Below are 12,779 nucleotides of genomic sequence, written 5' to 3'. Positions count from 1 at the left end.
TTCCCATGCCCATTTAGAACCTTTTCGGAGAGCCACGAAATTTTTTTAAAATTTTCGGTTAAAAACAAAGGGCATCCCGCAGCCCGGGATGCCCTTTCAGCTATTAATTTTAAGATTTGGACTCCGTCCGGCTCGGCTCAGAGCCGGTGACGAGCAAATCGACAATCTCATCCTTCTTCTCCACATGCACGAGCAGCTTGCCGATCGATTTCCGCTCGGCGAGCGGCGCCTGCTCCGAATTGAAGCTGAAGCTTTGACCGGCCTGGGTCATGGCCGTGATCTCAAGCGGCTCGCGGCAATAAAACGCTCCCGCGATGCGGGTTCCGTTCGGCTTCACCCGTTTGCCTTCCTTGAACTCGAACGTAGCCAGTCCCTTGCCGCCGCGGCTTTGCGGCAGATAGTCCGCCAGCAGCGTCCGTTTGCCGTAGCCCAGATCCGTCAGGGTGAGGATTTCGCCCTCATCCTCTTCCACCCACAAGGCGGATACGACTTCATCGCCTTCCTTGAGCTGGATTCCGCGCACCCCGGCGGATACGCGGCCCATCGCATTAACCTCCTGCTCCTTGAAGCGGATGCTCATGCCGTCCTTGCTGACCAGCAAAATGTCTTTGTCGTTATTGCTCATCGTTACCGACAGGACCGCATCGTCGCTGCCGACTTTGCAAGCAGCAACCGCGCTGGAGCGGTTTGTCATGTATTCTTTCAGCTCCGTCCGCTTCACTTGGCCCTTGCGGGTCACGAAGACGAGCGATTTATCCGGCTGATCAAAATTGTTGACAGGGATGGCCCCGACGATCTCGTCTTCCTTCGCCAGGTTGATGACGTTGACGATCGCCGTTCCCGGGTCCTTCCACTTGAACTCCGGCACCTGATGCACCGGCAGCAGGAAGAATTGGCCTCGCTGCGTAAAGATCAGCAGATTGTCCAGCGTGTTGACCTCCAGCACCCTGTTGACATAATCGCCTTCCTTCACCCCGGAGCTGTCCAGCTCCCCGCCGGATCGCGTAAACGACAGCATGCTCGTCCGCTTGATGTATCCATCGTTGGACAGAGTTATGAGCACATCCTCTGAGCTGACCATGACTTCCAGATTGACCTTGATTTCCTCAACCTCGCCCTGGATCGAAGAGCGGCGGTCCACGCCGTACTTGTCGCGGATTTCGAGCAGCTCCTTGCGGATCAGCGCGATCAGCTTCTTGTCGCTCTCCAGAATCGCCTGGTACTGGGCGATCTTCTTATGCAGCTCGTCCAGCTCCTTCTGCAGCGTCGTGATCTCCAGGTTGGTCAGACGGTACAGCTGCAGGGTCAGAATCGCATCGGCCTGACGCTCCGTAAACCCGAACATCCATTGCAGGTTGTTCTGCGCATCCTGACGGTTGCTGGAAGCCTTGATGGCCGCGATGACTTCGTCCAGTATGTTCAGCGCTTTGACGAGACCTTCCAGCACATGGGCTCTGGCCTCCGCCTTCTCGAGGTCAAACTGCGTCCGGTACGTCACGACCTCGCGCTGATGCTCGATGTAGGCCTGCAGCATCGCTTTCAGTCCAAGCTGCTGCGGCGCCTTGTTGACGATAGAGACCATGTTGAAGTTGTACGTCACCTGCAAATCGGTCTTCTTAAGCAGATACGCCAGAATGCCTTGGGCATCCGCTTCCTTCTTGATTTCGACAACGATGCGCAATCCTTCGCGGCCGCTTTCGTCACGAACCTCCGAAATTCCCTCGATTTTTTTCTCGAGTCGAATATTCTCCATTTGTGTCACCAGTCGCGATTTGACGACCTGATACGGAATTTCGGTAATGACGATTTGCTGCTTGCCGCCGCGCAGAAACTCAATGTCCGCTTTAGACCGGAGATAAATCCGTCCCTTACCCGTCTGGTACGCTTCCTTGATGCCGTCGCCGCCCATGATCAGGCCGCCCGTCGGAAAATCGGGACCTTTGATAAAGGTCATAATCTCGTCCAGTTCGATTTCCGGCTTCTGCATGACGGCGATGCATGCGTCGATCACCTCGCGCAGGTTGTGCGGCGGAATCTCGGTTGCAAAACCCGCGGAAATGCCGCTGACCCCGTTGACCAGCAGATTCGGATACCTGGAAGGAAGAACGACCGGCTCCTTGGCGGTATTATCAAAGTTGTCCTTGAACTGCACGGTGCGCTTCTCAATATCCCGCAGCAGCTCCATGGCAATCGGCGACAGGCGGGCTTCCGTGTACCGCATCGCTGCGGCCGGGTCATCGTCAATCGAACCCCAGTTGCCGTGACCGTCCACCAGCACATGCCCCATCTTCCAAGGCTGGGCCATCCGGACCATGCCGTCATAGATGGACGCATCCCCGTGGGGATGATAGTTGCCCATGACGTCCCCGACGGTTTTAGCGGATTTGCGGTAAGGTTTATCCGGTGTGTTGCCCGAATCGTACATCGCGTACAGAATCCGGCGCTGAACAGGCTTCAGGCCGTCCCGCACGTCGGGAATGGCCCGGTCCTGAATAATATATTTGGAGTACCGGCCAAAGCGGTCGCCGACGACCTCCTCCAGAAAGGCCGGCAAAAATTGTTCCGATAAGCTCATCCATTCACCTTCTATTCCTCGAACTCTCTAAAGTCCACGTTTTCCACGATCCAGCGCTTGCGCGGATCAATCTTGTCGCCCATCAGCGTGGAGACGCGCCGTTCGGCCTTGGCGGCATCCTCGATCTGCACCTGCAGCAGCGTTCTCGTGTCCGGGTTCATCGTCGTTTCCCACAGCTGTTCGGGGTTCATCTCGCCCAGTCCCTTGTAGCGCTGAAGCTCGTAGTTTTTACCGAATTCTTTTAAATAGTTTTGCAGCTGCTCGTCGTTATATGCATAACGGATCGTCTCCAGCTTGCCGGACTTCCGCGTAATTTTGTACAGCGGAGGCTGAGCGATATACACTCTTCCGGCATCGATCAGCGGCTTCATGTAACGGTAGAAAAAGGTCAGCAGCAGCACTTGAATGTGCGCTCCGTCCGTGTCTGCGTCGGTCATAATAATAATTTTGGAGTAATTGCTGTCTTCGATTTCAAACTCGTTGCCGATGCCGGCCCCGATGGCGGAAATGATCATCCGGTATTCTTCATTTTTCATAATGTCGGCGAGCTTCGCCTTCTCCGGATTCATCGGCTTCCCCTTCAGCGGAAGGATTGCCTGGATTTTGGAATCGCGGCCCTGCTTGGCCGATCCGCCCGCAGAGTTCCCTTCCACGACAAACAGCTCCGTACGGGTAAAATCCTTCGACTGCGCCGGCGCCAGCTTGCCGCCCAGATTCGAGCTCTCGCTGCGCTTCTTGCCGCTGCGCATATCGTCGCGCGCTTTCCGCGCGGCTTCCCTCGCTTTGGAGGCCTGGATCGCCTTTTTGATCAGCGTCTGGGCCACCTGCGGATTTTCCTCAAGGAAAATCTGCATTTTCTCCGACACGACCGCATCGACGGTACTCCGCGCGGAAGCGCTGCCGAGCTGGTCCTTGGTCTGTCCCACGAATTCGACCTCAGCCATCTTAACGCTGATGACCGCCATCATGCCTTCGCGCAGATCGTTCCCCTCAAGGTTTTTGTCCTTCTCCTTCAGCAGGTGATTTTTGCGGGCATAATCGTTCATCACGCGTGTGTAGGCCGTTTTAAAGCCTGTTTCATGCGTACCGCCGCCGCGCGTAGGAATCGAGTTGACGAAGGAGGCGATCGTTTCGGTATATCCTGCGTTATACTGCAGGGCGACCTCGACCTCGACGTCTTCCTTTTCCCCGTAAAAGTGAATGACGTCATGCATGACGTCTTTGCCCTCGTTCAGAAATTCGACAAACTGGCTGGCCCCGCCTTCATAGAAAAACTCGTCCTGGCGGTCCGCACGCTCGTCCTTCAGGACGATCCGCAGCCCGGAGTTCAAGAACGCAATTTCCTGAAGCCGTTCGGCGAGGGTATCGTAAGTTACGTTGATACCGCCTTGAAACACACGCGCGTCAGGCTTAAACGTCACCTTGGTGCCGGTCTTGTTCGTATTGCCCAGTACTTCCAGGCCGGTCACCGGCTCACCGACGTGCTCCTTGCCGTTCTTGTCCTGCCAATATTCAAAACGCATCCGGTGAATCTTGCCTTCCCGGTAAATTTCCACCTCAAGCCATTCCGACAGCGCGTTGGTCACCGAAGCGCCTACGCCGTGCAAACCGCCGGACTTCTTATAACCCGATCCGCCAAATTTGCCGCCGGCATGCAGGATCGTATATACGACCTGCGGCGTAGGGATACCCGTCTTGTGCATTCCTGTCGGTATCCCCCGCCCGTTGTCCAGAACGGTGATAGATCCGTCTTTGTGTACCGTAATATCGATTCTCGTGCAGTATTTGGCTAAATGCTCGTCTACAGCATTATCAACAATTTCCCATACCAGATGATGAAGTCCGGATGAGCTGGTGCTGCCAATATACATACCTGGCCGTTTGCGAACCGCAACCAGGCCTTCGAGCACTTGAATGTCGTCAGCATCGTATCCGGTTTGGCCGTTCGGGCCGCCCTTTGATGACTCTGCAAACATATCGATCTGCTCGACCATTCATGCTCCCCCTTTGTGTATCTTTATGTAGGATGAATTTTCATGAATTTCATCCAAAATGCAAACAGATGTTTTGTTATCCTTGTCCATTTTAATTCAAGATATCCCTTTTCGTAAAGACAAGGAAAGAGATTGCAATCGCAGCAGCCCCCCAAACCGTCAGCACGATGAGGGAAAACGTCAAGCTCATGCCCTCGATCGGCGCCGGCGTGCCCGACAGGTAATTGGTCAGCTGCAGGTTGACCATAAATAAATATTTGGCGCTGTTCCATGCGGACGCCATGTTCGTCAATATTGAGCCGGCAATCAACGCAGCCATCATGACGACGATACTGGCGGCGGTGCTGCGGACAAGCACGGACACCATAAATGCGAGCACCCCGACGACAAGGCTGACGAACCAAGCAAGGCCCGCCTGCATCAGCAGGTATTCCCACTGCGGAACGGCATGAACGGCGGACATATCCACCTCCGAGCCGCGGATAAGAAAGCCGGTGAACACCGGAATCGTAAAGCCTTTGTAGCCAAATACCGCGCCCGAAATCAAATAAGTGATGATGACGGTCGCCACGACGATTAACGAATTGTACATGACCAGCGCGATCAATTTGCTGAGCAGTACCTTCCACCTTTTGACCGGCCGGGTCAGCAGCATTTTGATCGTGCCCGATGTCCTCTCGCCCGATACGATATCCGAGGCGATCGCCATGACCAACAGAGGTATGAACAAGGAAATGGAGTTGTCCAGAAACTCGCGGGTAAAAGTGACGCCGTTCGGCTCGTTTGGGTTCACGTCATGGTCCAGGTAATACTGCAGCTGCTGGATAAAAATTTTCCGGAACTTTTTCCATTCGTCCGGAACGCGGTCGCTGCTGAGTGAATTTTCATTATCGGTGATCTGCTGCTGAACTTCAAGCCGCCAATCGCCGTGAAACTTATCACGTGTCCGTTCGGCCGAGCGCATCTGGGCGTAGGTGAACATGGGCACCAGGACGACCAGGATCAGCAATACGACATAAAACCGTTTCTTTTTGATGATTTTGATCGTTTCGTTTTTGACCAGCGGAAGCAGGTTAATCAATGCTCTCACCTTCCGTCATTTTGAGGAACAGCTGTTCCAGAGTCGGATTAATTTTATGCACACCCTTGACTTCAATCCCTGCTGAAACGAGCTGTCTGACGATGGAGGCGACATGCTGTTCGTCCATCCGGGTCACGATCGCTTCCTGCCCCATACCGGCGATGATGGCGTCATCGAGCACCTCTTCGGCGTCCGTAATCACCTCTACGCCTGCCTGCCGGCTGAGTAAGGACCTGCCTTCTCCCACGGAAGAGAGATCCCATATGACATATTGTGCATTTTCCGATACCAGCTCTTCAACAGGACCCACGGCCAGTACGCGCCCTTTGCTGATGATGGCCACCCGGTCGCACAGCAGCTGGATTTCGCTCAGCAGGTGGCTGGACACAAATACGGCGAGCCCCTCATCGGCCAGCTGACGGATAAACTGTCTCAGCTCCTTGATTCCTTTCGGATCGAGCCCGTTGGTCGGCTCATCCAGGATCAGCAGCTTGGGCCGTCCCAGAAGGGCTTGGGCGATTCCAAGGCGCTGCCTCATCCCGAGCGAATACGTGCTGACCTTGTCATGAATGCGCTGGTCGAGCCTGACGATGTCAACCACTTCCTGGATACGCTGACGGTCTATGCCGCGCTGCATCCGGGCAAAATGCTCGAGGTTCTCCCATCCTGTCAAATAAGTATACGCCTCCGGGTTTTCGACGATCGAGCCTACAAACCGGAGCGCCTGCTCCTGATTTTTGTTCACGTCGTATCCGCACACCCGGATGGTACCGCTGGTCGGCTTGATCAAATCCACCAGCATGCGGATGGTCGTCGTTTTGCCTGCTCCGTTCGGGCCCAGAAAGCCGAACACTTCGCCCTCCCGAACGTCGAAGGTGACATCGTGAATGATCCACTTCCGTCCGATCTTCTTCTTCACATGCTCCACCGACAGAACGACGTCATCCTGAGATTTCAAGATGCTTCCTTCAGACATATGCGCGCCTGACGCCCCTTTCCTGCTTCTTTCTCACAACATTCCCTGTACAATTCGCTCGGCAATCCGCTCATATCCTTGATCGTTCGGATGGAAATGGTCCGTCGACAAATACTTGTTCAATTGGTGCTGAAACAGGTCGAACGTCGGAACAAGCGTCATGTTGTCATATTTATTGATGACCGTGAGCGCAGCACTGTTCCACTCCGAAACGGCCTGATTACCGGCCACTTTAAGATCCTTCACGTCTCCAAACGGATTATAGAGCCCGACGTAAATGATGAGCGCACCCGGATTGATCTTCCGGACTTGCTCCAAAATTTGCTGCAGCTGTTTCTTCGCCTGGGGCAGCGCTTCCAGCAGCTCATCAGGATCCAGATCCGCAGCCTCTCCGTCGTTGGCCGCGGTCCCGGTCTGGCTGCCTGACAGCAGATCCGCCCCCTGGAACAAATCATTGCCCCCGATGGACAACAGGATGATGTCCGCCTCGCCAAGCACGTACCGGGTACCTTGTTCCTTCAGCTTCGGAAGCAGCCCGGATGTGGTCAGCCCGTTAATGCCAAGATTGTTCAGCAGGGTCACCTTCTTGCCCGTAGCCTCCGCAAGCTTGGTCACACTTCGCCGCGCGAAGCCGCTCCCGGTGCTGTCACCGGTTCCTTTGGCCAGGGAATCTCCGATGACTGCAGCCTTCAGCTCTTTTTTCTGTTCAATATTGCCCGGTGCCGTTCCTTCAGGTTTGGCGGAAGGAGCCGACAGGTTTAGCTTGCTGCCTTGGGGATGGTTGATATCCTGTACCGCGTATGCGAAGCCGGCGATGAGGAGGAGCGTTGCCGCGATGGACAGAATGCCGATAATCCGCCAAATCCACTTCGATGAACTCAAGACATAATCCCTCCACAGATTAATCTGAACGGTCGTTTCCGTAAACGTTATGTACATAAACATAAAACTTCTCCCGGCAATTTGCAAATCATGCCATATTCCCGGTTTTAGCGCCAGCCCTTTTTGTCGATTTTGTGAACATAGTGGATATTCGGGAGAAACAGAGTTATAATATTCCCTGTTAGACGACGCGGGTTATTAGCTTAGCTGGTAGAGCAGCCGACTCTTAATCGGCAGGTCGCAGGTTCGACCCCTGCATAACCCATCAAAGCAGAATTCGTATGCTGAAGCATGCGGGTTCTGCTTTTTTCAATTCGTTTGCAATCATCGGACTCACCGGACAAACATATTCCTGAGGGATTGACCGAACTTTTTCTAAAATAAAAGGGGCCCCCTGCCGAACGGCCATGGAGCACCCCTTTTTGTTAGATGATATATGAATGATTAGTTCGCAATAAACTCTTGAACCCAGACCCCGTTATAGTAGGCAACGCCGATCGTGGTGTAATGGCTGTTCAAAATGTTCGCGCGGTGGCCCTCACTGTTCATCCACGCATTCATGACGTCAGCCGGATCCTTTTGGCCTTTGGCGATGTTCTCGCCGGCATAGCTGTAAGAAATGCCGTACTTCTTCATCATGTCAAACGGAGATCCGTACGTTGGAGAATTGTGGTCAAAGTAATTGTTGCTGTACATGTCTTTCGCTTTGTCCATCGCCATGCCGGACAGCTTCGTATTTTCCTTCAACGCACCAAGGCCGGCTTTCGCACGTTCCTGGTTAACCAGCTTGATCACTTGAGAAGCATAGCCGGACTTGTCCGCCGTGTTGCTTCCGCTGTTGTTGGACGGAGTCGAAGGCGTCGTAGTCGTTGGCGTCGACGGCTTGCTCGTCTGTGGAGCCGAAGGCTTGCTTGTTTGCGGCGTGGAAGGTTTGGTCGTCGTTGGTACGTTGGCTTGCCCATTGGAAGGCAGCTCGTACACGAAGTTCCAATTTAAAGAACCGCCGTTATTTTGCAGCAGCTGCTCCAGGTAAGCCTGCAGGCTGCCGAGATCTTGTTTTTGAGGAGCGGAGGTGGCAGAAGCGGCTGATGCAGATCCGGACCCGATCAGTCCTGCAGCCAGTACGGCAGCGAAAGCTCCCCCGGCGATGGTCTTCATCATTCTGTTTTTCATCTTGCAAACATCTCCTTTTCGCAGTGAAATATCGTAAGTTGATTTCGTTTACACAGGTTACAAAGTTGTAAACAATCTACCCTCACATTGTAACATGTTTGTTTCTTCTGGCTACGCCTCAAATATTGGTAATCCGTCTTACATTAATCATCCGTCCTTCTTTCAGCCGAATTACTCCAGCTCTCAGCACAAATAAGCCGCAGCATGAAATGCCGCAGCTTGATTGCGTGACGAGAAGATCGATTCCTTTATGGCCTATTACTTTTTGGCAGCATACTTGCGCATGTCGAAAGCGACGGCCGCTACGATAATCAATCCCTTAATGATGAGCTGCCAGTAAGGGCTGATGCCGATAAAGGTCAAGCCATAGTTGATGATCGTGAAGATCAGCACGCCCACCATGACGCCGGGCACCGTGCCAATGCCACCGGTGGTCGACACCCCGCCGACAACGCAGGCCGCAATGGCGTCCAGCTCGTACATATTACCGTAGTTGTTCGTTGCGCCGCCGGTTCTGGAGGCTTCGAGCACTCCCGCCAGCCCGTAGAGGGCGCCTGCGATGGCATAGATATAAATCAGGTACTTGGCGACGTTGATGCCCGATACTTTAGCCGCCTGGATGTTGCCGCCGATCGCGTACATGTATTTTCCAAGTTTCGTTTTCGTAAAAATGACCCAGACGATGAACGCTACGAAAATGGCGATCAGCACGATATAAGGCACGGAATACTGCCCTTCGCCGATATATCCTGTACCGATCGCAGTGAAATCTTTGCGCAGGCCCCCGATCGGCTGGGAGTTATTCGGCTCCATATCAAAATACAGCGAGTTCAGGCCGTACACGGCAACCATCGTGCCAAGCGTTGCGATAAACGGCGGAACGTTCAGCTTCGAGACGACCAGCCCGTTAACTAATCCGCACAGCAGGCCGACGATAATGGCCAGGACAATGGGCAGCCATACTTGAAGATGCGGCAGATTCGGAAAAAAACGCGCAGCATAGTCCGAGCTCTGCAGCATGGATGCCGAGATAACCGCGGTCAGGCCGACGATTCGGCCAGCCGACAAGTCGGTTCCGGCCGTGATCAAAATGAACGCAACGCCAAGCGCGATGATGGCGCGCGTCGATGACTGGATCAGAATGTCCCGCAGCGAGTTTACGGACAGAAAAGAAGGATTGTAGATCGTAATCCCGATGACCAGCAGCACCAGCACGATGTAAATCGCATACTGCGAGGCAAATCCCTGGAATCTCCTGCCTGTGTTGATTTTATTGGTGTTCAGCATGTTAGTTCCTCCTTCGGCTTTCCCTAATGCTGGGCGGCCAGACGCATGATTTCTTCTTCCGTGGCGCTGCTTCCGTCCACGATGCCGGTCAGCCGTCCTTCAGACATCACCATGATCCGGTCCGACATGCCGAGCAGCTCCGGCATTTCGGAGGAGATCATGATGATGCTTTTCCCCTGTTTCGCCAGGTCTTTGATGATCGTATAGATTTCAAACTTCGCCCCGACGTCGATCCCCCTTGTCGGCTCATCCAGCAGCAGAATTTCGGGTTCGGTCAAAAGCCATCTGGCCAGCAGCACCTTCTGCTGGTTGCCGCCGGACAGGTTCATGATCAGCGCCCGGGTGGTCGGCGTTTTGGTGCGCAGCTTCTCCACCATTTGATCGGCTTCCTGCTTTTTGCGTTTGCCGTCCAGCAGGAACAACGCTTTGCGGTATCTGCCCAAATTGGCGATGGCCGCGTTTTCGTGCACAGGCAGAACGGAGAAGATGCCGGTGACCCGCCGTTCTTCCGTCAGCAGCGCCATACCGAGCTTCTTCGCATCCTCCGGCGACTTGATTTTGACCGGCCTGCCGTTCAGGGAAATGGAGCCCGAGGCGATGTCCCTCAGCCCGAACAGCGCTTCGATCAGCTCGGTGCGCTGGGCGCCGACCAAGCCCCCGATGCCGAGAATTTCCCCTTTGCGCAGCTCAAAGGAAATGTCTTTAAACGATTTCGGGATGGGCGAAGTCACGCCCTCAACCTTCAATATCACTTCGCCAGGCACATTTTCCTTCTCCGGAAACCGGTGTGTCAGGTCCCGTCCGACCATCTTCGCGATAATCATCTCTGTGGTCAGCTCGCTGGCCGGCCACGTGCCGATCTTGCTGCCGTCGCGCATAATCGTGACATCATCGGAAATTTGTAATATTTCTTCCATTTTGTGCGAGATGTAGATGATGGCCACCCCGCGTTTCTTAAGATCACGGATGATGCGGAATAAATGCTCGACTTCCACACCGGTCAAGGACGACGTCGGTTCGTCCATGATGATGACCCGCGCATGAAAGGATACCGCCTTGGCGATTTCGATGGACTGGATTTTGGAGACCGACAGCTTGCCGACCATCACGTCCGGCTCAATATCAATGTCCAGCTGCTTGAACAGCTCCTTCGTGTCCCGGTACATTTTTTTGTGGTCGATAAACCGGATGAATCCCGCGCCTTTAGTCGGAAAACGCCCCAGCCAAATATTTTCCATCACATTGCGAAAAGGCACCGGGTGCAGCTCCTGATGAATCATCGAAATCCCCAGGTTCAGCGCATCCTTGGAATTGTTGATCTGGACCTTATTGCCGTCCAGCAGAATATCGCCCGCGTCCGGCGAATAAATGCCGTACAGGCATTTCATTAAAGTGGACTTGCCGGCACCGTTCTCCCCCATCAGGGCATGAACCGTACCGGGCCTTACCTGCAGCGTAACCCCGTCCAGCGCCTTAACGCCGGGAAACTCTTTGCTGATCCGGTTCATTTCCAGTAAAAATTCATGCTCAGCCATAACTTCCGCTCCCTGCCCTCATCCAGAGGAAAGGACGGACCGCGCTTCTCGTCCGCCCTTTCCGGGGATGGTTAGTTTAAGTCCAGCCTGTCAGCTTACTTCGCATCGTCGATGTTGTCTTTGGTAATTTTTTTGTAAGGAATCCATACGTATTGATTATCCGTAATGTCGAATCCGACGTTCTCCTTGGTCGGCGTTTCGCCCTTGGCCAGCAGCGTGGCCAGCGTCACGGAAGCTTTGCCCTGGTTGTTCGCATCGTTCAGCACCGTGCCGAGCAGCGTGCCGTCCTGCAGTGCTTGAAGCGCCGGCGCCGTGGCGTCCACGCCGACAACCGGCATCGTTTTAGTGCCCGTGAAGTAGCCTGCCGCTTTCAGCGCCTCGATCGCGCCAAGCGCCATGTCGTCGTTGTTCGCGAGAACCGCTTCGATTTTATCGCCATGCGAACCGAGGAAAGCGGCCATCTTCTCCTGCCCTTTCACGCGGTCCCACATCGCCGTGTCTTCCGCCAGCTTCTCGACCTTGATGCCTGCGTCTTCGATCGCCTGGATCGAGTACTTGGTGCGCAGCTCCGCATCCTGGTGTCCGGGTTCTCCTTTGAGCATGACGTACTGCAGGACACCGTCCTTGTTTTTATCCGCTTCCGGATGGGCCTTCCAATAATCCGCAATCAGTTCCCCTGACATCGTACCGGATTCTTCGGCTTTGGCGCCGACGTAATACACTTTGTCCCATTTCTTCATGTCTTCGGGCAGCGGCTCACGGTTCAGGAAGACGACCGGGATGCTGGCCGTTTTGGCTTTGTCGATAATAACACCGGCCGCCGTGCGGTCCACCGGGTTGATCAGCAGCGCATCGGTCTTTTTGGTGATGAACAGATCGACCTTGTCGTTTTGGGTCGGCTGGGAGTTCTGGCTATCCACAATATCCACCTTTGCCTTGCCTTCCGCATTGGTTTTGATGGCATTGCGTACACCCGTCATAAACGTATCGTCGAATTTATAAATGGCTACCCCGATGGACGGCTCCTTGCCGCTGTCCGTGCTGCCACCCGAAGCCCCCGTGGATTTGTCGCCGGAGTTCGAGCAACCGGCCATGACCGTACCCAGCAGCGCACCGGCTAGGATGACGGAAGTGATTTTTTTCATCGTTCACAGACCTCCTGATATTCTCTTTAACGAGCCTCTCGTATCCCTCTTGGATACGTTTACATTATGCTGTATCCGCAGGCAGATTCGAATATAAAATTCTCATGTGTTCTATGAAAATTCTCATGACG

Annotated in this window: 9 protein-coding genes and 1 tRNA gene; 1 reads left to right on the top strand and 9 read right to left on the bottom strand. The window is 54.2% G+C overall.

Annotated elements, in window-relative coordinates:
* Positions 1-109: 109 nt before the first annotated feature.
* The 5 genes from gyrA to C7820_RS03440 form a co-directional block, all read right to left on the bottom strand.
* Positions 110-2,575, bottom strand: coding sequence for a DNA gyrase subunit A (gyrA, locus tag C7820_RS03460; RefSeq protein ID WP_116229762.1), 2,466 nt, complete (start codon positions 2,573-2,575; stop codon positions 110-112).
* Positions 2,576-2,586: 11 nt separating this feature from the next.
* Complete coding sequence (gene parE, locus C7820_RS03455) at positions 2,587-4,569, bottom strand: DNA topoisomerase IV subunit B (RefSeq protein ID WP_076170964.1); 1,983 nt, start codon at positions 4,567-4,569, stop codon at positions 2,587-2,589.
* A gap of 91 nt (positions 4,570-4,660) precedes the next feature.
* The gene (locus C7820_RS03450; RefSeq protein WP_105442150.1) at positions 4,661-5,650 is read right to left on the bottom strand and encodes an ABC transporter permease; all 990 of its coding nucleotides are present in this window, start codon (positions 5,648-5,650) and stop codon (positions 4,661-4,663) included.
* The gene (locus tag C7820_RS03445; protein ID WP_116229761.1) at positions 5,643-6,626 is read right to left on the bottom strand and encodes an ABC transporter ATP-binding protein; all 984 of its coding nucleotides are present in this window, start codon (positions 6,624-6,626) and stop codon (positions 5,643-5,645) included. The genes C7820_RS03450 and C7820_RS03445 overlap by 8 nt, the downstream gene beginning before the upstream one ends.
* Positions 6,627-6,659: 33 nt before the next feature.
* Positions 6,660-7,508, bottom strand: coding sequence for a GDSL-type esterase/lipase family protein (locus C7820_RS03440; protein ID WP_116231612.1), 849 nt, complete (start codon positions 7,506-7,508; stop codon positions 6,660-6,662).
* Positions 7,509-7,700: 192 nt separating this feature from the next.
* Between C7820_RS03440 and C7820_RS03435 the strand changes: the two genes are divergently transcribed.
* Positions 7,701-7,773: transfer RNA gene (locus C7820_RS03435), tRNA-Lys, on the top strand.
* A 179-nt stretch (positions 7,774-7,952) separates the two neighbouring features.
* Here C7820_RS03435 and C7820_RS03430 read toward each other — a convergent pair.
* The 4 genes from C7820_RS03430 to C7820_RS03415 form a co-directional block, all read right to left on the bottom strand.
* Entirely contained in the window at positions 7,953-8,681 is a 729-nt protein-coding gene (locus tag C7820_RS03430; RefSeq protein ID WP_116229760.1) for a CAP domain-containing protein, read from the bottom strand.
* A gap of 258 nt (positions 8,682-8,939) precedes the next feature.
* Positions 8,940-9,968 (bottom strand): galactose/methyl galactoside ABC transporter permease MglC, encoded by a 1,029-nt coding sequence (gene mglC / locus C7820_RS03425; RefSeq protein ID WP_089547997.1) that lies wholly within the window; start codon positions 9,966-9,968, stop codon positions 8,940-8,942.
* Positions 9,969-9,991: 23 nt separating this feature from the next.
* Positions 9,992-11,503, bottom strand: coding sequence for a sugar ABC transporter ATP-binding protein (locus C7820_RS03420; protein ID WP_116229759.1), 1,512 nt, complete (start codon positions 11,501-11,503; stop codon positions 9,992-9,994).
* Positions 11,504-11,598: 95 nt separating this feature from the next.
* Positions 11,599-12,648 (bottom strand): galactose ABC transporter substrate-binding protein, encoded by a 1,050-nt coding sequence (locus C7820_RS03415; RefSeq protein WP_116229758.1) that lies wholly within the window; start codon positions 12,646-12,648, stop codon positions 11,599-11,601.
* Positions 12,649-12,779 lie beyond the last annotated feature (131 nt).

It is taken from the genome of Paenibacillus sp. VMFN-D1 (genome assembly GCF_003386155.1).
Lineage (GTDB): Bacteria > Bacillota > Bacilli > Paenibacillales > Paenibacillaceae > Paenibacillus_AQ > Paenibacillus_AQ favisporus.
The sequence above is the reverse complement of the archived record's forward strand: the minus strand, read 5'-3'. Positions and strand labels throughout refer to the sequence as shown.

Bases quoted from the DNA above. Each gene is read 5' to 3' on its own strand.
- gyrA (WP_116229762.1), bottom strand. From the start codon at position 2,575: ATGAGCTTATCGGAACAATTTTTGCCGGCCTTTCTGGAGGAGGTCGTC.
- parE (WP_076170964.1), bottom strand. From the start codon at position 4,569: ATGGTCGAGCAGATCGATATGTTTGCAGAGTCATCAAAGGGCGGCCCG.
- C7820_RS03445 (WP_116229761.1), bottom strand. From the start codon at position 6,626: ATGTCTGAAGGAAGCATCTTGAAATCTCAGGATGACGTCGTTCTGTCG.
- C7820_RS03430 (WP_116229760.1), bottom strand. From the start codon at position 8,681: ATGAAAAACAGAATGATGAAGACCATCGCCGGGGGAGCTTTCGCTGCC.
- mglC (WP_089547997.1), bottom strand. From the start codon at position 9,968: ATGCTGAACACCAATAAAATCAACACAGGCAGGAGATTCCAGGGATTT.
- C7820_RS03420 (WP_116229759.1), bottom strand. From the start codon at position 11,503: ATGGCTGAGCATGAATTTTTACTGGAAATGAACCGGATCAGCAAAGAG.
- C7820_RS03415 (WP_116229758.1), bottom strand. From the start codon at position 12,648: ATGAAAAAAATCACTTCCGTCATCCTAGCCGGTGCGCTGCTGGGTACG.